Annotated in this window: 22 protein-coding genes; 11 read left to right on the forward strand and 11 right to left on the reverse strand. The window is 64.3% G+C overall.

What is annotated here, in order from left to right; genetic code table 11:
• Nucleotides 1-103: 103 nt before the first annotated feature.
• Nucleotides 104-976: a LysR family transcriptional regulator gene (locus tag FFS21_RS25195; RefSeq protein WP_137927436.1), complete on the reverse strand. Its 873-nt coding sequence runs from the start codon at nt 974-976 to the stop codon at nt 104-106.
• 95 nt (nt 977-1,071) lie between these two features.
• On the opposite strand from FFS21_RS25195, the gene FFS21_RS25200 reads away from it, so the two are divergent.
• A complete protein-coding gene (locus tag FFS21_RS25200; protein WP_137927437.1) occupies nt 1,072-2,181 on the forward strand; it encodes an NADH:flavin oxidoreductase/NADH oxidase in 1,110 nt (369 codons plus the stop codon).
• Between the two features lie 27 nt (nt 2,182-2,208).
• Here FFS21_RS25200 and FFS21_RS25205 read toward each other — a convergent pair whose 3' ends face one another.
• Nucleotides 2,209-3,666, reverse strand: coding sequence for a GntP family permease (locus FFS21_RS25205; protein ID WP_137927438.1), 1,458 nt, complete (start codon nt 3,664-3,666; stop codon nt 2,209-2,211).
• On the opposite strand from FFS21_RS25205, the gene FFS21_RS32805 reads away from it, so the two are divergent.
• Entirely contained in the window at nt 3,665-4,063 is a 399-nt protein-coding gene (locus tag FFS21_RS32805; RefSeq protein WP_346812549.1) for a type II toxin-antitoxin system Phd/YefM family antitoxin, read from the forward strand. The two genes, FFS21_RS25205 and FFS21_RS32805, sit on opposite strands and share 2 nt — an antisense overlap.
• 42 nt (nt 4,064-4,105) lie before the next feature.
• Here the strand turns inward: FFS21_RS32805 and FFS21_RS25215 are convergent, their stop codons facing one another.
• Nucleotides 4,106-4,759: a dihydrofolate reductase family protein gene (locus FFS21_RS25215; RefSeq protein ID WP_137927468.1), complete on the reverse strand. Its 654-nt coding sequence runs from the start codon at nt 4,757-4,759 to the stop codon at nt 4,106-4,108.
• Nucleotides 4,760-5,173: 414 nt separating this feature from the next.
• Here FFS21_RS25215 and FFS21_RS25220 point away from each other — a divergent pair, with 414 nt between their 5' ends.
• Genes FFS21_RS25220 through pcaD form a run of 5 tightly spaced genes read left to right on the forward strand, consistent with a single transcriptional unit; the run spans nt 5,174 to nt 9,045 of the window.
• Nucleotides 5,174-6,514, forward strand: coding sequence for a short-chain fatty acid transporter (locus tag FFS21_RS25220; RefSeq protein ID WP_137927439.1), 1,341 nt, complete (start codon nt 5,174-5,176; stop codon nt 6,512-6,514).
• A gap of 43 nt (nt 6,515-6,557) precedes the next feature.
• A complete protein-coding gene (locus FFS21_RS25225; protein WP_137927440.1) occupies nt 6,558-6,854 on the forward strand; it encodes a YciI family protein in 297 nt (98 codons plus the stop codon).
• Nucleotides 6,855-6,868: 14 nt separating this feature from the next.
• On the forward strand, nt 6,869-7,927 hold the full coding sequence (locus FFS21_RS25230) for a cyclase family protein (RefSeq protein ID WP_137927441.1): 1,059 nt from the start codon (nt 6,869-6,871) through the stop codon (nt 7,925-7,927).
• Between the two features lie 40 nt (nt 7,928-7,967).
• Complete coding sequence (gene catC, locus FFS21_RS25235; protein ID WP_137927442.1) at nt 7,968-8,252, forward strand: muconolactone Delta-isomerase; 285 nt, start codon at nt 7,968-7,970, stop codon at nt 8,250-8,252.
• 13 nt (nt 8,253-8,265) lie between these two features.
• Complete coding sequence (gene pcaD / locus FFS21_RS25240; protein WP_137927443.1) at nt 8,266-9,045, forward strand: 3-oxoadipate enol-lactonase; 780 nt, start codon at nt 8,266-8,268, stop codon at nt 9,043-9,045.
• A 174-nt stretch (nt 9,046-9,219) separates the two neighbouring features.
• Here the strand turns inward: pcaD and FFS21_RS25245 are convergent, their stop codons facing one another.
• The gene (locus FFS21_RS25245) at nt 9,220-9,642 is read right to left on the reverse strand and encodes a PRC-barrel domain-containing protein (RefSeq protein ID WP_137927444.1); all 423 of its coding nucleotides are present in this window, start codon (nt 9,640-9,642) and stop codon (nt 9,220-9,222) included.
• A gap of 205 nt (nt 9,643-9,847) precedes the next feature.
• Here FFS21_RS25245 and FFS21_RS25250 point away from each other — a divergent pair, with 205 nt between their 5' ends.
• A complete protein-coding gene (locus FFS21_RS25250) occupies nt 9,848-10,951 on the forward strand; it encodes a flavodoxin family protein (RefSeq protein WP_137927445.1) in 1,104 nt (367 codons plus the stop codon).
• Between the two features lie 72 nt (nt 10,952-11,023).
• A complete protein-coding gene (locus FFS21_RS25255) occupies nt 11,024-11,578 on the forward strand; it encodes a BON domain-containing protein (RefSeq protein WP_171020489.1) in 555 nt (184 codons plus the stop codon).
• A 157-nt stretch (nt 11,579-11,735) separates the two neighbouring features.
• Here FFS21_RS25255 and FFS21_RS25260 read toward each other — a convergent pair whose 3' ends face one another.
• The 6 genes from FFS21_RS25260 to FFS21_RS25285 form a co-directional block, all read right to left on the reverse strand.
• On the reverse strand, nt 11,736-12,464 hold the full coding sequence (locus tag FFS21_RS25260) for a PIG-L family deacetylase (RefSeq protein WP_137927447.1): 729 nt from the start codon (nt 12,462-12,464) through the stop codon (nt 11,736-11,738).
• A 117-nt stretch (nt 12,465-12,581) separates the two neighbouring features.
• Nucleotides 12,582-13,292 carry a glycosyltransferase family 2 protein gene (locus tag FFS21_RS25265; RefSeq protein ID WP_137927448.1) on the reverse strand — a complete coding sequence of 237 codons (711 nt, stop codon included), beginning with the start codon at nt 13,290-13,292 and terminating at the stop codon, nt 12,582-12,584.
• The gene (locus FFS21_RS25270) at nt 13,289-13,882 is read right to left on the reverse strand and encodes a class I SAM-dependent DNA methyltransferase (protein WP_137927449.1); all 594 of its coding nucleotides are present in this window, start codon (nt 13,880-13,882) and stop codon (nt 13,289-13,291) included. The genes FFS21_RS25265 and FFS21_RS25270 overlap by 4 nt, the downstream gene beginning before the upstream one ends.
• Nucleotides 13,879-14,901 carry an acyl-CoA dehydrogenase family protein gene (locus FFS21_RS25275; protein WP_137927450.1) on the reverse strand — a complete coding sequence of 341 codons (1,023 nt, stop codon included), beginning with the start codon at nt 14,899-14,901 and terminating at the stop codon, nt 13,879-13,881. Before FFS21_RS25275 ends, FFS21_RS25270 begins: the two co-directional genes overlap by 4 nt.
• A 198-nt stretch (nt 14,902-15,099) precedes the next feature.
• Entirely contained in the window at nt 15,100-15,645 is a 546-nt protein-coding gene (locus tag FFS21_RS25280; RefSeq protein WP_137927451.1) for a CinA family protein, read from the reverse strand.
• 42 nt (nt 15,646-15,687) lie between these two features.
• Nucleotides 15,688-17,907 carry a catalase gene (locus FFS21_RS25285; RefSeq protein WP_137927452.1) on the reverse strand — a complete coding sequence of 740 codons (2,220 nt, stop codon included), beginning with the start codon at nt 17,905-17,907 and terminating at the stop codon, nt 15,688-15,690.
• 215 nt (nt 17,908-18,122) lie between these two features.
• On the opposite strand from FFS21_RS25285, the gene FFS21_RS25290 reads away from it, so the two are divergent.
• Nucleotides 18,123-20,129, forward strand: coding sequence for an arylsulfatase (locus tag FFS21_RS25290; protein ID WP_137927453.1), 2,007 nt, complete (start codon nt 18,123-18,125; stop codon nt 20,127-20,129).
• 24 nt (nt 20,130-20,153) lie between these two features.
• On the opposite strand, the gene FFS21_RS25295 is transcribed toward FFS21_RS25290, so the two are convergent.
• Nucleotides 20,154-20,336: a hypothetical protein gene (locus tag FFS21_RS25295; RefSeq protein ID WP_137927454.1), complete on the reverse strand. Its 183-nt coding sequence runs from the start codon at nt 20,334-20,336 to the stop codon at nt 20,154-20,156.
• Between the two features lie 86 nt (nt 20,337-20,422).
• Between FFS21_RS25295 and FFS21_RS25300 the strand changes: the two genes are divergently transcribed.
• Entirely contained in the window at nt 20,423-20,797 is a 375-nt protein-coding gene (locus FFS21_RS25300) for a PepSY domain-containing protein (RefSeq protein WP_137927455.1), read from the forward strand.

Below are 20,797 nucleotides of genomic sequence, written 5' to 3' on the forward strand. Positions count from 1 at the left end.
GGGCGGGACATGGGGCGGCGAATCTTGGGCGGACTGGTGGAGGTTGGAGCGGAAGGCTACCGGGGCGAGGTGCGGGTGTCTTGGCGATTCCTGCAACGCCCCCTCAAACCGCCTTCACCTGCCGCCTCAAATACTCCACCACCCGCGCCGCACGCGGTGACAGCGGCCATTCGGCGCGGTGGATCAGCCAGAGCGTGTCCACCACGGGCACTTCGCATTGCACCACTTCGATGGCTTTCTGATCCGCGAATGCCTGCCGCGCGTAGCGCGGGATGACGGTGAAGCCGAAGCCGCGCGCCACGGGTTCGAGCATCAGGCCTACCTGGTTGCTGAAACCCCGGCACGGCAGCGTCTGCACGCCGGGGTTGCCGGGGAAGTGGCGGCTCAGCAGGCGGCTGGCCATGGCCTTGCCGTCGGGATGATCCATGAAGCCCATTCGCGCCAGATCTTCCCAGCTGCCTACCTTTTCGCCGGCCGGATAGACGAGTTCGAGCGGCTCCTCGCTGAACGCGGTGGCGGTCAGGCGGGAATCGTCGGGCTTGAGCATGACCAGGCCGATTTCAAAGCGGTTGTTCAGCACGGCTTCGAGCACTTCGGCATCGGGTGCGAAGCGGTGGCGGATCACCAGTCCCGGGTTTTGGCCCTGGAGGTCGAGCAGTCGGCGGTAAAGAAACAGGCCGATGCTGCCGGGCGTGATCAGGCCGACCGTGCCGACTTCGCCGTCATCGGCCAGCCGGGCGTGCAGGCGCTCGTTGGCCCGTTCCATCTCGGCACAGTACTCGAGCAGTGCCTTGCCAGCAGGCGTGAGTTCCAGCGCGCGGGGGCGACGGATCAGCAGCGGACCGAGCGCATCCTCCAGATGCCGGATGTGCTGGCTGACGGCGGCCTGGGTCAATCCGAGTTCGTCCGCGGCGCCGGTAAAACTGCCGGATTGCGACAGCATGGCGAAGGACCGCAGCCATTGGGGATTCAACATAACAAAGTCTTATCGAGGGGATAACGTGAAAGCGGTTTTCATTATAGGCGCGCGCCACTATATTCGCTGCATCGCAACAGAAACCGATTTCAATCATGACTACGCCTGCACTTTTCACTCCGTTCACGCTGAAGGATGTCACGCTGCGCAACCGCATTGCCGTGCCGCCGATGTGCCAGTACAGCGCAGTCGATGGTTTCACCACGGACTGGCATCTTTCCCACTACGCTGGTCTGGCGCGTGGGGGTGCGGGGCTGGTGATCGTCGAGGCGACGGCGGTTTCCCCCGAGGGCCGCATTTCCCCGGGAGACACGGGCCTGTGGAATGACGAGCAGGCGGTGGGCATGGCGCGCATCGCGGAAGCCATCAAGGCTGGCGGTGCCGTGCCCGGCATCCAGATCGCCCATGCGGGCCGCAAGGCCAGCGCCAACCGTCCGTGGGAAGGCGACGACCATATTGCCGAGGATGATCCGCGCGGCTGGGAAACGATTTCCCCGTCGGCCGTACCGTTCGGTGCCAACCTGAACAAGATGCCCAAGGCGATGACGCAGGCCGACATCGACCGCGTACAGGCCGATTTCGTGGCTGCGGCAATCCGCGCCCGTGATGCCGGTTTCCAATGGCTCGAACTGCATTTTGCGCACGGCTATCTGGCGCAGAGCTTCTTCTCGGTCCATGGCAATACGCGGACCGATGGCTATGGCGGCAACGCTGCCAACCGTGGCCGCTTCCTGCTGGAAACGCTGGCCGCCGTGCGCGAAGTGTGGCCCGCCAACCTGCCGCTGACGGCGCGCTTCGGCGTGATCGAGTACGACGGCCGTGACGAAGAGACGCTGGCCGAAGCCATCGAGTTGACGCGTGCGATGCGCGAGGGCGGACTCGACATGCTCAATGTCAGCGTCGGCTTCTCCACGCCGAACGCGCAGATTCCCTGGGGATCGGCGTTCCTGGCGCCGGTGTCCGAGCGCGTGCGTCGCGAAGCCGGCCTGCCGGTGGCATCGTCGTGGGGCATCGATGACCCCGTGGCGGCCAATCGCGTGGTCGATGACGGTCAGATGGATCTGGTGATGGTGGGTCGCGCCATGCTGGCGAACCCGCACTGGCCGTACCAGACCGCGATGAAGCTGGGCCTGGAGCGTCCGTCGTGGGTGCTGCCTGCGCCGTACGCGCACTGGCTGGAGCGCTATCGCGTGCAGTCGGCGTAAGGTCCATCGTCCGATACGCTGGCGGAGTTAGAACGACCCCGCCAGCGTGCCGAGCGCGATAACGGCCGCCAGCGCCAGCAGCGGTCCGATGATGCCGACGACCACGATGCCGCCGTAGCTTTGGCGATGGGTAGCGCCGCAGACGGCCAGCAGCGTGACCACCGCGCCGTTGTGCGGCAGCGTGTCGAGCGTGCCGGCGCTCATCACGGCAACCCGGTGCAGCACGGCGGGATCGAGTCCGATTTCCAGCGCGCGGGTCAGGTAGGTGCCGCCGAGTGCGTCGAGCGCGATGGTGAGGCCGCCCGATGCCGAGCCCGTCAGCGCCGAGAGCACGTTGGTCGCCACGGCCAGCGAGACCAGCGGCCCGCCCTCGATCGACAGCACCCAGTCGCGCACCAGCGCGAAGCCGGGCAGGGCCGCCACCACCGAACCGAATCCCACCAGACTGGCTACGCTGAGCACGGGCAGTGCGGCAGCGTGTACGCCCGCGCCCATGGAGTCGCGCAGTGCTGGCAGCCGGCGCAGGTTCAGCAGCACCAGACAGACGATGGCGGCGGTCAGCGCGACGATGACCGACCACACGCCGCCCACGGCCTGCAGACTTGTGGCGCCCCACTCAGGCAGCCCTAGATAGGCCGCGTCGATTCGCGGCAATACCCCCAGACTCATAACAAGGTTCACGCCAATGACCACGGCCAGCGGCAGCATCGCCACCGCGATGCCAGGTGCTTCGGTGCTGCGCTGGCCGTGCAAGGTCTCGGCCGGATCGAATTCCCGCGCGGTACTGGCGCGTTCCCGGATCAGGGGCCGCTCGGCTACCTCGTCCACATGGGCATCCGCGGTGCTCACGCCATAGCCTTCACCGGCACGCCGCGCGGCGCCCTCGCAGCGCGTGAGCCACCACATGCCGAAGGCCAGCATGATGGCGCTGGCCACAATGCCGAGCCCAGGCGCGGCAAAGGGCGTGGTGCTGAAGAACGGCATCGGGATCGCATTCTGGATGGCCGGTGTGCCCGGCAGCGCGGACATCGTAAAGGTCGACGTACCCAGCACGATGGCCGCCGGCATCAGGCGATGGGGGATATCGGCGGCGCGGAACAGCGCATGGGCCATCGGCGCGAGCACGAAGAACGCCACGAACAGACTGACACCGCCGTAGGTCAGCAGCGTACCGGCCAGCACCACGGCCAGCATCGCGCGGCGGGGGCCAAGCGTGCGCGTCATCCAGTCAGCAATCGCGGTGACGGAACCGCTGTCGTCCATCAGCTTGCCGAACAGCGCGCCCAGCAAGAACAGCGGGAAGAACTGCGCAACGAAGCCGGCCGCGCTGCCCATGAAGACCTGCGTCCAGTTGGCGAGCAGCGGCTGGCCCGCCGTGGCCGCCGCCAGAAGCGCCGCCGCCGGGGCAATCAGCAGGATGCTCCAGCCACGAAATGCCATCCAGATCATCGCCCCAAGGGCAATGACGATGCCGGGAAGGCCCATGGGTCACGTCTCCAGGAGGGGGCGGCAAAGTGCGCGCGTCAGAAGCGGCACAAACGATTCATTATTTGTGCTGCATTGCAACCTGGGCAAGTTAAAGATTTTGGGATGGCGTTATAAATTGCTGCCGTTGTACAACTGGTGGAACGAATTCTCGGGTTTTACCATGCGTACTATTCATTACTCTGATGCGTGTAACAGCCTTGAGGCTGTGATCGACCAGATGGTCGAAAATCAGGAGGCGGTTCTTATAACCCGGTGGGGGGCTCCCAATGCTGTAGTCATGTCCGAAGAGCAATACACCAGTTGGGCGGAGACCATCTATTTGCTCAACTCACCGGCCAATGCCGAGCATCTTGCGCGTTCGCTCGAACAATTGCGGAAGGGCGAAGTCGAGTGACTGGATTGCTGCGACAGGTCTCCGACCGTGGGCGTTAACTGCCTACATGGCCCCGCGCCTCAGCACCACATGCGTCGCCTTCTCCGATGCGACAGATTCCACGCATTCATAACCCAGGGACCGCAAGTCGAGGTCCTTGAACAGTGATTCCCCCCGACCGAGGAGCACAGGCGAGATGGCAATGTGCAGCTCGTCGATAAGACCCTCGCGCAGATATTGCCGAATGGTGGCCGCGCCACCGCCGATTCTTACGTCCTTCCCCGCTGCAGCCTCGCGTGCGCGGTCGAGTGCCTCGTGAATGCCGCCCGTGACGAAGTGGAACGTGGTCCCGCCTTCCATGTCGATGGCGGGGCGCGCATGGTGCGTCAGGATGAAGACCGGAACCTGATAGGGGGGACGATCTCCCCACCAGCCTTTCCAGTTCATGTCCGGCCACTCGCCACGGATGGGGCCGAACATGTTCCGGCCGAGAATCCAGGCGCCGATATTTCTGAAACCGCGCGCGGCGAAATCATCGTCGACGCCCGTCGTGCCGCCGTCCTTGCCGAACAGGGCTTGCTGAAACGTGCGGGTCGGGATCAGCCACTGGTGCAGATCCGTCCCGCCAATACCCAGCGGATTGTCGATGTCCTGATCCGGACCTGCTCCATATCCGTCGAGCGAAATGGTGAATCCCTCAACGCGAACGCGGGTCATCGCAGCCTCCTTTTGATTGGGTGGTCTGGCATCGAGCGACGCCAACGCCGGATACTACGGCCAAAGGTTTCGCCGTGGCGATATCCAAGCGGGAGGTCGACGCCCTGTGGCAACCTTTCAATGCCACGCATAGTGTGCGGATACCGGACGAGCTTTTCCCTTCGTCCGCACCGGTTTTGTGCGATGCAAAATCTCCCCGCCACCCGCGCTGCAGTACGCCCTGGAAGATGACGACCCTGTAATCTTTGCGCTGCGCCGCAACATCGAACCATTGCGCCGGCCGGTCTGAATCGATCCTTTCATTGCCTTGACATTGCGTCTGACGGCGTCATACGCTGCCGGCTTACGTAGAAGACGTTCGCATATAGAACGCTGGTTCGATATGCGGTCATTTCGGATTTCAGGAGACAAGCCTTGAACAAGGTCGCCGGGTTCTTTACGGAACTGATGCGCCGGTATTTGCCGGACCCGTTTGTATTCGCCATTGGCCTCACGCTGCTCAGCATGCTGATGGCGATGCTCGTCGAGGGGCAGGGCCCCAGCGCCGTGATTCTCAACTGGGGCAAGGGGTTCTGGAACCTGCTTTCGTTCACCACGCAGATGGCCGTGATTCTGGCCATGGGCTACGTGCTGGCCACCGCGCCGCTGGTGGACCGCTTCCTGAACAGCATCGTGGCGCGCGTGGCAACGCCGCGCGGCGCAATCATCGTCGCCACGCTGGTGGGCGGTATCGGCAGCTACCTGAACTGGGGCTTCGGCCTGGTGGTGGGCGGCATCATCGCGCGCAAACTGGCGGTGAAGGTCAAGGGCGTGCATTACCCGCTGATCATCGCGTCGGCCTATAGCGGCTTCACGATGTACGGGCTGGGCCTGTCGGCCAGCATCCCGGTGCTGATCTCCACGCCGGGCCACCCGATGGAAAAGCTGATGGGTGTCATCGCGCTGAAGGACACGATCTTCTCCGCGCCGATGCTGCTGACGAGCCTGGCCGTGATCATCACGCTGCCGCTGCTCAACGCCATGCTGCATCCGCGCGATGCCAAGGACGTGGTCGAGATCCGCGAAGAAAACATGGCATCGGAAGGCGCCTCCGGTGGCGGCCACAGCATGGGCATCGAGAACACGCTGGCCACGCGCATGAACAACAGCCGTCTGCTGAGCCTGGTCATCGGCCTGTGCGGCATGGCCTACGCGGTGCTGTACTTCGTGCAGGGCGGAACGCTGGACCTGAACCTGATCAACTTCCTGATCCTGTTTATCGGCGTGCTGTTGCTGGGTACGCCGGCCAACTACGTGGCGCGTCTGAACGAAGGCATCAAGACCATTTCGGGCATCATCCTGCAGTATCCGTTCTACGCAGGCATCATGGCGGTCATGGCAGGCTCGGGGCTGGTGGATACCATCTCGCGCGCGTTCGTCGAGATCGCCACGCCGCAGACGTTGCCGTTCTGGGGTCTGCTGAGCAGCTTCGTGATCAACTTCTTCGCGCCTTCGGGTGGCGGCCACTGGGTGATCCAGGGTCCGTTCATGATCGATGCGGCAAAGGCCATCGGCAGCTCGGTGGCGCAGACGTCGATGTCGGTGATGCTCGGCAATGCGTGGAATGACCTGGTGCAGCCGTTCTGGATCCTGCCGGCGCTGGCGCTCTCGAAGCTCAAGCTCAAGGACGTGATGGGCTACACCGTGATCATGATGTTCTGGGTGGGCGCGATCTACATCGTGTCGCTGCTGGCCTGGGGCATCATGACGCACTGACCGCACCTGCCATACCCGCTATCCAACCGACTGGAGACATCGCATGCCGTACATGATCGAAACCTTCGACAAGCCCGACCACCAGCACGTGCGCCAGGCCAACCGGCCCACGCACCTGGACTTTCTGGAAGAGAACAAGGCGTTGCTGCTGGCATGCGGTGCCAAGCTCAGCGATGACGGCGGCGATGGCGGCGGCGGACTCTACATCGTCGATGTGGACACGCGCGAGGCCGCGCAGGCTTTCATCGAAGCCGATCCGTTCTTCAAGGTCGGACTGTTCCGCGACGTGAACATCGTGCGCTGGCGCAAGGCTTACCTGGACGGCGTGCGCCACATCTGAAGGTAGCCCCACTCATGAAGCGATGGAAGCGACGGCCCGAAGGCGCCAACTGGGGCGACTTCGGCGATGACGACCAACTCGGCCGGCTGAACCTGATCACTGCCGAACGCGTTCGCGCGGCCGCGCAGGAAATCCGCACTGGCCGCACGTTTTGCCTGTCACTGCCGCTGGATCTGCCCGGTGGCAACGTGCTCAACCCGCGTAGGCATCCGCCGGTGCTGCGGCCCACGTTCCGCGACGATGTGGCCTACGTGAACTTTCCCCTGGCCAAGGTCGATCCGCGCGCACTGGATGTGCTGAGCGACGACCAGGTGCTGCTCTCGATGCAGTACTCGACGCAGTGGGATTCGCTCGCCCACGTCGGCGCACTGTTCGATGCGGATGGCGATGGCGTGGCGGAGCGTGTCTACTACAACGGTTTCCGTCCCAACACCGACGTGGTAGGCCCCGTGGACTATGCGGAAGCGGATCATTTCGCGGCGCATCCGTGCGGGCACGACCACAGCCATGCCGAGGCGCTCGGGATCGAGACCTTCGCCCAGCATGGCATCCAGGCGCGCGGCGTGCTGGTGGATCTGGCGCGGCACTATGGTCGGGAATGCCGCACGGTCGGCTACACCGACCTGATGCGGGTAATCGATGCCGACGGCGTGAAGGTGGAACCGGGCGACATCCTCGTGCTGCGCACCGGGTTTGCCGAGATGCTCGTGGAGATGGCGGGCCAGCCCGACGTAGCGCTGCTGCACAACAGTTGCTGCGCGCTCGACGGACGTGACGAGCGGCTGCTGCAGTGGATCACCGATAGCGGCATCGCGGCCATCGCGGCGGACAACTACGCCGTCGAACGCTATCCCGCACGCGCAGTGCCCGCCGATAGCGGCCCGGTGGCGATGCTGCCGCTGCACAACCACTGCCTGTTCAAGCTCGGCCTGCCGCTCGGCGAACTCTGGCATTTGCATGACCTGGCGGCGTGGCTGCATGCCGAGGGTCGCCACCACTTCTTCCTGTCGGCGCCGCCGCTGCGGCTGCCCGGTGCCATGGGATCGCCCGTGACGCCGGTTGCCACGGTCTGACGCAATCGAATCGAATCCCACCATTCACAAGGAGACCGCCATGCTGTTCATGGTCGAAATGACTGTCCGTATCCCCCAATCGCTCGATCCGCAAGTGGCCGACAAGATCAAGGCCGACGAGAAGGCGTACTCGCAGCAACTGCAGCGCGATGGCAAGTGGCGCCACCTGTGGCGCGTGGCAGGGCTGTATGCCAACGTCAGCATCTTCGACGTGAAGGACGCCGATGAACTGCACACGATCCTGACCGGGCTGCCGCTGTATCCGTATATGGAAATGAAGGTCACCGCGCTGGCGCAGCACGGCTCGGCCATTGCGCAGAACTGATTGGAGACACGCCATGCCATTCGCCGAACTTGCCGACGTCAAGATTCACTACCAGATCGATGGCGATGAAAGCCTGCCGGTGCTGGTGCTATCAAACTCGCTGGGTACCAGCTTCGAGATGTGGCAGCCGCAGATCGCCGAACTGTCGAAGCACTTCCGCGTACTGCGCTACGACACGCGGGGCCACGGCAAGTCGTCAGTGACCGAAGGACCGTACACCATCGCACAGCTTGGCGGCGACGTGATTGCACTCATCGACCATCTCGGTCTGAAACGCGTGAACTTCTGTGGGCTGTCGATGGGTGGCATCACGGGTATGTGGCTTGGCGTGAATCACGCTGACCGGATTGAGAAGCTGATCCTCTGCAATACCGCTGCTTACATCGGCCCGCCCGAGAACTGGACGAATCGCGCCGCTGCAGTGGAACGCGATGGCGTAGGTTCGATTGCCGCCGCCGTGGTCGACAAATGGCTCACGCCGGATTTTGCGGCGGAACAGCCTGAACTGGTTGCGCAGTTGCGCGGCATGTTGAGCGCGACCGACGCAAAGGGCTATGCAGCGAACTGCCGCGCGGTGCGGGATTCGGATCTGCGTGGCGAGATTGCAAGCATCACCGCGCCGACGCTGGTGATCGCAGGTTCGGGCGACATTCCCACGCCTCCGGCGGATGGACGGTTCCTGGCCGAGACGATTCCGGGTGCGAAGTACGTGGAGTTGTACGCGGCACATTTGTCGAATCTGCAGCAGGTGGATGGGTTTAACGAGGCGGTGGTGGGGTTTTTGAAGGGCTGACCGTATCGCTGCCATGCGTTTTTTTTCTCCCCTCTCCCGCCTTGCGGGAGAGGGGCTGGGGGTGAGGGCCAGCGGTGCAATCACCGACACGTCGCAATGTCAACGTCATGCCCTCACCCCCAACCCCTCTCCCATTTCATGGGAGAGGGGAGCAGGACACGGAAGAGGGGCATCTCATAAAACCGCCCCCGTCCAATACGGGTCCCTCTCGTAGTACTTGTACACCGCAGCCCCCCACTGCGGATCGGCCATCGATGGCCAACTGTCCTTGTTGAATCCCGGCGCGTCCTTGATGCGGTCGGCGGTCAGGCCGATGCGAAAGCATTTGGCGTCGGTATCCATGACCAGCGCGCTCCACGGGATGGCGTGCAACGTGTCGCCGATACCCAGGAATCCGCCTGTCGTCAGTACGGCGTAGGCCACGCGGCCGGCCTGCACGTCGATCATGATCTCCTTGATTTCACCAACATGTTCGTCGTCGGACGAATAGACTTTCGTGCTGTCGAGGCTTGACGCGGCCATTACCTCGGGGCCGGGGCCGTCACCTATGCCGGTGCCGACGATGCCGGCGCCCTGGTCTGATGTCATCGGTTGCATGGAAGCACTCCTTGCTGATAGTGGTGGGGGAAACCGCTGTCGTGCAACCGGCATGCCCGGCTGTGCCCAGGGCTGGCAAGCAACTTGCGCGTAACGTTGCATCCATGGAAATGGCGTGTCGACGACCCGGCTCCATACCGGTTGGCGTCGGTGCTTCTACAACGCAGCGCAAGGTCGGGTGGTAATTCTTACGCCGCCTCATGACATGACACCCACGAAACCACAAGTCGCTGCGGCAGCGCACGACATCCGCAAGGGACAGGTGACCGAGAAGTGCTCGCGCGAAGTCTTTCGCAAGCGGTTCCGCGCACGCTTCGGCGATCCTGCTTTTCGCACCGAAGATGCTGCCATCGATCGGCTGGAAGAGATCGCATGGCAGGCCTACTGCGATAGCCGCAAGGCGCCGATGACGACCCGGGCAGGGGCGGGTGCTGCCGATCCTGCCTACGAGATTGCGGTGGAATGGATCGACACACGCAATGCCATCGAGCGCGCGCAGCGCGAACACGATGATGCCAAGTCACCATCGCGCGTGTTGCTGATCGTGGCGGCGTCGCGCAACGACTTCACGTGTCCCGGAGAAATGTCGAAGTCGTGGCGCATGGCCCAACTGGCGCGCACACGCATGGAGGGTCTGGGCATGCAGGTCGATACGCTCGACCTCAGCCGTCTGACCTCGGAGCCGGACTTGAACATTCACCCGTGCAAGGGGTGCGTGTCCACGGCCATGCCCCTCTGCCACTGGCCGTGCAGTTGCTATCCGAACCATTCGCTGGGGCAGGTCAACGACTGGATGAACGAGATCTATCCGCGCTGGGTGGCTGCGCATGGCGTGATGATCGTGACGCCCACGTATTGGTATCAGGCCACGAGTCCGCTCAAATTGATGATGGATCGGCTGGTCTGTGCCGATGGCGGGAATCCGGACCCCAGCAGCACGCATGGCAAGACTGTTGCGGAAGCGAAGCAACTCGAACTCGATGGATGGGACTATCCCAAGCATCTCGATGGCCGCGTATTCGGGCTCGTCGTGCATGGAGATGTGGCGGGCATCGAAGGCGTGCGCCGTTCGCTTGGCGACTGGTTGCAATGGATGGGACTGATCGAGGCCGGAGCGCCGTCGCAACTCGACCGCTATATCGGCTATTACGAACCGTATGCCACCTCGCATCGCACGCTGGATGCGGATACCCATGTGCAGCGCGAAGTCGAGAACGTGGCCGCAGCCGTGGCGCAGGCCGTCGTGCTGCGGCGCAACGGTAAGTTGCCTGAGGTAGGCGATGCGTTGAAACGGCCGCGTCCGAAGTAGGCTTTTCCTCGCGGCATGGATCTTGCGCGGGACTATCTGGGGCCCCCTGTGGCATATGGCAAGGAGCACACCATGTTTGAATTCCTGAAGAATGTTTTCGATTTTGGCGCCGACGATGGCCGTCGTGATCGGAGCGCCCAGCGGTACGACGAGAGCGACGACGACAACGACAACGATCCGCGCTATGGAGGCAATGGCTATGGCGGCAATGGCTATTTCGGCAATAGCGATAGCGGCGGCCAGTCGTACAACGGCGCACAACGGCTCTATCCCGGCGATCCCGGTTATCGTGCGCATCCCACGCGACCGGTGCATTCCTCCAGCGTAGGCGGGTGGCGCGGCATGAAGGGTTACGACCGTCCGGACGACCGTGTGCTGGGCGACGTATGCGATCGGCTTGCCATGGAGTCTGACGTCGACGTGTCGGAGGTCACGGTCGAAGTGGCCGCTGGCGTGGTGAAGCTCGGTGGCACGGTGGAAGACCGCTATGAGCGGTGGACCATCGAGGAAATCGTAGAGTCGGTGTCAGGCGTGCGGGATATTGAGAACGGTATTCGCGTGCAGCAGCGCAGTGGCTCGGACGCAATGGACACGCCGTCGCCCGAACGTACGCTGAATCGGAGTTGATTGGGTTTTCCCCGTGGTTTTCTCCCCTCTCCCGCGTGCGGGAGAGGGGCGGGGGAGAGGGTCGGCGGGGCAAATTGCGATGCGTTAGGCAAGCAGAGCCTCATGCCCTCTCCCCCAACCCCTCTCCCATTTCATGGGAGAGGGGAGCAAAGAATGTTTACGTCGTCAGCGTCCAATACCGTTCCGGCGCGCCGATGTCCGCTAGCTGTTCCGCGCTGAACAATGGCAACTGGCTTTCGTAGGCTTCCACCGCGCGCATCTTGATGACGTGGTGACGCGCGAGCGGAAACGTCACTGGCGTGGCAAGCAGCCCTTGTTGCAGCCAGTGCTGCAGCCGGCGCTGCACGACGCCAGGCACGCGCCGATGGATGGCTTCCTCATAGAAAATCCACTGGAGCGGCGGCACGGGTGCCGCATCGGCCTGGCCGTCTCCACCCGAGTGCACCGCGTGCATCGCCTGCGCCATGGCGTGCATGCGCAGGCAGGCGTTGGCCACCAGCACGTGGTCGCTGTGAAACAGGCCCATCGGCACGGCAACCGTGCCGCCACGCTGCAGCGCTGCTGTCCGCGCCAGGCCGCCGAGCAACTGATCCGGTGTGTAGGGCCGGCCATACTGGCCGTCGAGAAAATCGAGCCATTCGGGACGTGCGCCGAGCGTGGCCAGCCCGCGCGCATCCTCGCGCCGTCGATGCATGACAGCATGCAAGACGCTGTCGAAACCTGCCGCGCAATCCCACTCGGGTACTTCAAGCTTTGCATCGGGAATGCCGGCGAGCACCGTGACCACCACAGGGTCTGCCGCCGCCGCGATCAGGCCGCCGCAACTGAACACGGCGTCATCGAGGTGCGGGGAAATGACGGTCAATGGTCCGGGGATCTGGGGCATGCTGGCGCTCGGCTTGGTGGGGGAAACGGGAGGTCGGACGTGACTGCATCGCACGATGCATGCCAGACGTTCGTGCCGACCTGCCACCGACCGGCGTTGCAAATCCGGCGGCCGTTCTTACCGGTGCGGTGTAGAAGCGGCAACCACGCCTGCGTCGCCTTCTACGGGTAGCGCGGAGAGCATCGCCAGATGGTCGGCAAAGCCGCCGCGTGCACGACCCTCGCGCCGCGCACTGGTGGTCACCTGTGGCTGCGTGCTCCATGCGATCTGCGCGTTGATGGCGATCAGGCGCTGCACCAGCGCCACATCCTCGCTGCTCTCGTGCGGCGGAAAGCCCCCTGCGCGGGCGTAAGCGCGCGGGCAGATGCCGAGGTTGGCGCCATGAATATGCCGGTGATTCTCTTCACGACAGTAGCGCGCGGCGAACTGCGCGGGCACGTGTCCGGGCTGCTGGCTCCAATCGTTGACAGTGACGAGACCGCACACCGCGTCCGCCCGCAGGGCGAGCTGGGCGACCAGCCAGTCTGGTGCCACGCACGTGTCGGCATCGGTGAATGCGAGCCACCGGGCGTTCAGCGCCAGCAGGTGCTCGGCGCCGTGATGGCGAGCCACGCCGACATTGCGGGCCGCGATGGCCAGGCAAGCCACGCCCATCGTGGCGTGGCGCTGCACTACGGCATGAGATGCGTCGGTGCAGTCGTCCAGCACAACCACTACCAGTACCGGCTCGCCCAACAGCCCCGGGTGGCCCGCCGCCGCACCCAGTGCGGTCAGGCATGCCGCGAGACAATCTTCCTCGTTATGCGCGGGTACCACGACGCCGATCATGGCGTGTGCTCCCTGAACCGTAGCGCCTGCGGATTGCGTGACCAGACTTCGAGTACAAAGTCCGGTTCCACATGCCGCACGTGGCGATGCAGGCCCGGCTGGCGTGCCACGTCGCTGTGTACCTGCCGCGTGCCGATCTGGCGCTCGGCAAAGGGGCGCAGCCAGTGGCAGGCCACGATGGTGCCGTTCGGATTCAATGCGGCGCCCGCATGGCGCGCCGTGGCCAGCCAGTCGTCGCGCTGGAAGAAGTAGCCAATCTCGCTCAGCACGATCAGGTCGAACGAACCGGGCGGCCAGTCGGCGGGCAGCGTGGCGCGGCGCACGTTCACATGCGGATGCGCAGCCATGCGCGCCTGCGTGCGGCGCACGGCGCGCTCGGCCAGGTCGACAGCCAGCAGCGCGTCGCAACGCTTGGCGAGTTCGGCGGTCAGCCGGCCCGTGGCGCAGCCGGCCTCCAGCGCGCGTCCGTAATGCTTCTCGGGCAGGACCGCCATCAGCAGGTCGCGCTTGCGGGCTTCGTACCAGAGCGTTTCGAATCCCCACGGATCGGCCTGCTCGAACATGGCGTCGAAGTTCGTGGTCGCGTTCATAGCCGATACCTGTCAAGGGCTTCGGGCTCGGTCACGGGTTCGGCCACGGCAAGCCCTAAAGCTGCGAGGTCGCGCTCGGCGTGGCTTTGGCGCAGGAAGACCGGCAGGTCTGCATAGAGCGCGGCCAACCGGCCATTGCGGCACAACGGGCCCGCGCCAAGCACGTGGCCCGCGCGGTGCAAGACCGTTTGCGCAGCGGCCTCGACCACGGTGCGCAGGCGCATGGCAGGCACGAAGGCGTTGTCGGCAGGATGCGCGTCGATCCACGCGGCGGTTTCGCGCAGCAGTGCAGCGGCGGACTCGAGCGCGCCATCGATAGCCCCGAGATGTGCTGCAGCGTGTGGGTCTTTGCGCTGGCTGACGGTACGACGAACCGCATCGGCCAGTGGCAACACCGCGCCATACCAGCATGCCGCAATGCCAGCGCCGCCGTGCCAGAAGCCTGGGCGGTCCAGGTAGGCACGATCGCCGCCGATGCAGAGGGCAGGGCAGTTCTCCAGCAACACATCGCCGCTGCAGGTTGCCGCCATGCCCACGGCGAGCCATCCATCGGTGGTGATTGTCACGCCGGGTCCGTGCAGGTCGATCACGGCGAGCCGCGATGCGCCTTCGCTGTCATGGCACGTCAACAGCGCATGCGTCACGCCGCTGGCGCCTGAGCACCACGCCTTGCGACCATTGAGCAATACCGGCTCACCGTTGCGCATGCGGGTGGACGCAGCGAGCGCACGCGTATCGGTATCGACAGAGACCTTGCAGAGAACTTTCGCATCGGGCGGTTCTGCAGCCCACACCGCCCAGCGCGTAGCCGAGGGCGGCGTGACATCGGCCACTTCCGCCAGAATGGCGAGGGCATCGGCATGGGCCTCGAAGAGCTTGATGCCTACGGCGCCGAACTCCGTGCCAATGGTCGCCAGTAACTGCCAGCGGGCGAGTGTGTCGCCTTTGCCGGGGAGCGGGATGCCGCTCGCATCGACGCATTGGTCGATGATGGTGTCGAGGGTTTCGCGCGGATTCATGGGGGCATCCGGGTCCAGGAAGCGTGTTGCGGATATGCCCCACGTCCGCAAGTTCCCTGCCAGCAACGTGCGCGGCGCGATTGCCGCGTCCCGCAAGGCTTGGCGGCGTATGTGGCGGATGTCATGCCGCCGCAATGCTCCCACGGCGGCACGGCAATCTTTACTGCTTTTATCCGAAATGCCCGGTGGGGTAGGACGTCATCGGCGTACGGCGAGCGCGTGATAGTGCTGCACGCGCGATAGCGCATAGCTGGCGGCAGCGATGCGGATGGCATTGCGGTCGCCGCCGAAGCGGCGTGTTTCGCTGAACTCGATATCGTGCGGCACGGCGCCGCCCTGGCGGAACCACCACGCAAAGCACTGCGTGCCGGGAGGCGTGCCGTCGTCGGCGCCGTCATCCGCCACCCCGGTATTGGCGATGACCAGACTGGCATCGGTGTAGTCCGCCATGCCGCGCGCCATCGCCAGCGACACGGGCTCGCTGGTCAGACCGTGCCGGTCGATGGTTTCCTGCGGCACATGCAGTACGCCAGTCTTCGTATCGGGCGAGTAAGTGACGATGGCGAGCCGAAGCACCGCGCCGCAGCCGGGCACTTCGGCAATGCGTGAGGCAATCAGGCCCGCCGTGCAAGACTCTGCAGTGGATAGCGTCAGCGCATTTCGCTTGAGAAAATGCGCGATCGCCTTCATGTCCGTCGCATCCTGCCGGGCCGCGTCAGAGGGAGCGATATTGGCAGCAGTCATGACAGCGACGCTCTCCAGACACGCGGCCCTTTCATCGCAGCATCACACCGGGATCTTCAATGCGTCGGGCCGATCCCACCAGCGGTGTTGCCCCACCGCATCGAGAAAATCCTGGTGCATGGCGGGGTCTTCCGTCGGGGAAATCACCACGCCCGGTCCGGCAAAGCCGCCGGCCAGGCCCACACGCCGTGCGGCTTCAGAGACCATCGCCCCGCCAGATCCGCCTGCACCCACAGGCTTGTAGTGCTTGTACGATTCGCTGATGAACAGCAGTGCGTTGGGATCGGGCTCGGCGGGCGGGCTTTTGCCATCGGGCACGTAGACCGCATCGAACAGCACCGAACCCACCGACGCCAGTGCAAAGTCCACCGGCAACGTGGCGCCGCTGGCCGTCGTGACACCCGTCGCGCGAGGGCCCACGATCTTGACGTTGGCGCGCGCCGCCGTGCCGAGCGATTGCAGGGACGCCACGGCATCATCGTCCACGCCATCATTGACCAGTACCGCGATGTTGCGGCCCGTGATATCGCCCTTGGGCTGCGAATCGAGACTCAGCGCAGGCGACGCGTCGATGCCGTAGTCGTCGATGGGCGGAGGATTTCCCACCGGTTCCACGACGATGCCAAGGTTGTCGGCCACGCCCTGCGCGAGTTCGGGCGCGATATGTACGATCTGTCCCACCACACGTGCGCGGATGTCGGGAGAGAAGACCTTTGACAGTTCGAACGTGTAGGCGTCGATGATCTGCTTCTTCTCTACATCCGACTGGCTGCGCCAGAACAGGTTGGCTTGCGAGAAGTGATCGGCAAACGTATGGGCGCGGATGCGGTTCTTTACCGCGCCATCCTCGGCGGGTGCGGGGAAGTGGTGATACGCGTTAGCGTCGCCGGCCAGGAACGGACAGCCGCCGCTCACCGAGTTGGGCTGGTAGCTCTCCTTGCCCTGCACGATGGTCTGCCGCATGAAGCCGTCGCGCTGGTTGTTATGCACGGGGCAAAGCGGCCGGTTGATCGGCAGCTCATGGAAGTTCGGGCCGCCAAGGCGCGTGATCTGCGTGTCGATGTACGAGAACAGACGCGCGTGCAGCAGCGGATCGTTCGTGAAGTCCATGCCCGGCACGATGTGGCCGGGGTGGAAGGCTACCTGCTCGGTTTCGGCAAAGAAATTGTCGGGATTGCGGTTCAGCACCATTCGCCCGATGCGGCGCACCGGCACCAGTTCCTCGGGGATGATCTTCGTCGGGTCCTGCAGATCGAAGCCGAATTTGAGCATCTCGGTCTCGGGCACCAGTTGCACGCCAAGATCCCACTCGAAGAACTGGCCAGCCTCGATGGCGTTCCACATGTCGCGCCGATGGAAGTCCGGGTCCTTGCCATTGATCTTCAGCGCTTCATCCCAGATCAGGGAATGTGCGCCCGCCACGGGCTTCCAGTGGTACTTCACCAACGTGGCTTCACCCTTGGCATTGATCAGCCGGAACGTATGCACGCCGAAGCCTTCCATCGTGCGGAAACTGCGGGGAATTGCGCGCCCCGACATGGTCCACAGCACCATGTGCATCGATTCCGGCTGCAGCGACACGAAATCCCAGAACGTGTCGTGCGCGGAGGCGGCCTGCGGAATCTCGTTATGCGGTTCCGGTTTCACCGAGTGGACGAAGTCCGGAAACTTGATACCATCCTGGATGAAGAACACGGGCATGTTGTTGCCCACCAGATCGAAATTGCCCTGACGTGTGTAGAACTTCGTGGCAAAGCCGCGCACATCGCGTGCAAGATCGGCGGAACCCCGCGAGCCGGCCACGGTGGAAAAGCGCACGAAGACCGGCGTCTGCTCTCCCACGCGCGTGAAGATATCGGCCGTGGTGACGTCTTCCAGCGACTCGGTCAGCTCGAAGTAGCCGTGCGCCGCCGCACCGCGCGCATGCACCACACGCTCGGGAATCCGTTCGTGATCGAAGTGCGTAATCTTTTCACGCAGATGGAAATCTTCCAGCAGCGTCGGGCCGCGCAGGCCGAGCTTGAGCGAGTTGTCGTCCTCGGGCATTTGCAGGCCCGAATTGGTGGTCAGCGTCTTGCCTGCGTTCGAAACCAGCGTGCCGACGCTGGGCGACCCCACATGGCCCGGATTGCCGGCAAGGCGGTCTGCCACGGCCTTTTCATAGGTGCCATCGTCATTGCTGCCGGTGCCGTGCGAGGGGTTTTGCGGCTGGCCGCCGTGGGGCGTGGCGCCCTTTCCTTTGCCTGCTGACTGCTTTGCCATGGGGACTCTCCTCTGTGGGTGATATGGGTCTGGAGAGCCTGGCGCTGCAGGTTGCGTGCCATCGGTAGGAAAGGGCAGCAGGGGCGCCAGCATAGCGCGTCATCAGGCGTTGCCCCAAGCACGTTTTTCGAAGATCGGCATGCGGAAATGTTGCTTCGTCGGCGCCCCGCCACGTCATAGCATCGCTGCTCTTTCCCATGGCCGTGACCACAACAATGACATTCCATCACGCATCCCCATCCGCGCGGTCGAGCCGCCGCGCGCCGCTTGCTTCTCCGCTTGTTACCCGGCTGGCACTCGTCGCCGCCAGCGCTGCCGCAGTGGCGGGGCTGGTCGCTTGCGGCTCGGATAACAACACGCCCATCGCATCCAAGGGGGGCGGCACCACGGCCACGCCAACGCCGACCACGCCGCAGAAGCGCCCCAACATCCTCTACATCATGGCCGACGATCTCGGCTATTCGGACATCAAGGCATTCGGCGGCGAGATCGATACGCCGAACCTTGACGCGCTGGTGGCATCCGGCCGCATCCTGACCAACCACCACACGGGCACCGTTTGCGCCATCACGCGATCAATGCTGATCTCCGGGACGGATCACCACCTCGTGGGGGAAGGCACCATGGGCGCGCCAAACGACGAGCGCAAGGGCTTGCCGGGCTATGAGGGCTACCTGAACGACAGCTCGCTGTCGGTGGCCCAACTGCTGAAAGACGCTGGCTATCACACGTATATGGCCGGCAAGTGGCACCTGGGCAACGGGATCGCCGGATCGGCCGCATCGCTGGGCAAAACGCCCGACCAATGGGGCTTCGAGCGCAGCTACGCGCTGCTGGGCGGTGCCGCGTCGAATCACTTCGCGCATGAGGCTGCCGGTTCGAAGAACTACACCGAGGATGGCCAGTATGTGCAGCCGGGGCAGCCCGGCCAGGCGGGCGGCACGGGTGGCTCGCCTGCCACGTTCTACTCGACGAACTTCTACACACAGAAGCTGATCCAGTACATCGATGCCAACAAGGCCGACGGCAAGCCATTCTTCGCGTACGCCGCGTACACGTCGCCGCACTGGCCGCTGCAGGTGCCGGAACCCTGGTTGAGCAAATACAAAGGCCGTTATGACGCGGGCTATGATGCCGTCCGCAATGCACGGATCGCGCGCCAGAAGACGCTGGGCATCCTGCCCGCCGACTTCAATGCGTTTGGCGGCGCGCCTGAGACGCTGACCGCATCGGCGGGCAGCGCGGCGAACGGCACCGCGGGTGCGAAGTACATCAATGCGCTGAACGGTCCCGCGCAAGGCTACACGGATTACGGTGCCGGTTACGTCAACAAGACGTGGGCGAGCCTGTCCGCCGACGAGCGCAAGGTGCAGGCGCGTTACATGGAAATCTATGCAGGCATGGTCGAGAACCTGGACTACAACATCGGCCTGTTGGTGCAGCACCTGAAGGACATCGGCGAGTACGACAACACCTTCATCATGTTCCAGTCGGACAACGGCGCCGAGGGCTGGCCCAACAGCACCGACCCCACCGCCTACGACACGGCCAACGCGCAGGAGCCGGCGTTCTCCGCGCTGGGCAAGGACAACGGGTTGCAATCGGTGCCCAAGCTTCAGTACGGCCTGCGCTGGGCCGAGGTCAGCGCCGCACCGTTCCGGCAGTTGAAGGGCTACATGGGCGAGGGCGGCATCTCCACGCCGATGATTGCCAAGCTGCCGGGGCAGACCGCGCAACAGCCGACGCTGAACGCCTTCACGCACGTGACCGACAATACCGCGACCTTCCTGGACGTGGCGGGCGTCGCGTTGCCGACGCAGGCCGCGCCGGCTGCCGTCAATGCTTCGACAGGCGTGGATGCCAACAAGGGCAAGGTGGTCTACAACGGCCGCAATGTGTGGCCCATCACGGGTCAGTCGCTGTTGCCGCTGCTGCGCGGCGAAGTAGCGGGCGAGGTGCGCACCACGGCGTTTGGCGAGGAATCGTATGGGCGCGCCCAGTTGCGCAGTGCCGATGGCCGCTGGAAGGCACTGTGGACCGAGCCGCCGAGTGGTCCTGCGGACGGTCACTGGGAGCTGTTCGACCTGAAGACGGACCGGGGCGAGACCACCGACGTGTCCGCCAGCAACCAGACGGTACTCGACGCATTGGTTGCCCAGTGGAAGACGTACATGACCAGCGTGGGGGGCGTGGAACCGGCCCGTCCGCGCGGTTACTACTGACGCATCGACTGAAGCCTCGCCACGTCAGAAGCCTGCCGTCTGGAACCAGAACGGCAGGCCCGCCACAGCCATCGCCACAGCCAGCGGCATGAACTGGGCAAGCGCCACGCCCAGCCGGTTCATGCGATGGCCATGGCGAGTGGGGCGGTCTGATGTCGTGGAAGAGGGCATGGCAGGAGGCATGGCAGGGGGCAGGACGTTGAGCATGGCTGCATGATGCGGGGATCAACCTGAATGGCGCCTGAGCGGCCTGTTCAGGTACTGTTCAGGTTGCGACCCCGACAATGCGCCCCATGACGTCCCCGCACCTTTCCTTCCTTCCGCACGTATCCAGCCTGAGCCGCCTGGCTCGTACCGGCGTGCTCGTCGCCATGCTCGGCGTGGCGGGCATGGCGGGCCCGGCCCATGCGGACCCCGATGCCGACCGCGCCCGCGCCGCGCTGCGCTCCGGCGAAATCCTTCCTCTGTCCCGCATTCTCGATACGGTGGCGCGTCAGTACACCGGCGATGTGATCGATGTAAAACTCGATCGCGACGACGGCGTCTGGACCTACGAAGTCAAGCTCCTGCTGCCCACCAGCAGCGTGGCCAAGCTCGAATACGACGCCCGTGACGGCAAGCTGATCAAAGCCAAGGGCCGCGATCTCGACAGCGCCCGCAAGCCCTGA

It is taken from the genome of Cupriavidus sp. 2SB (genome assembly GCF_005503625.1).
Taxonomy (GTDB): domain Bacteria; phylum Pseudomonadota; class Gammaproteobacteria; order Burkholderiales; family Burkholderiaceae; genus Cupriavidus.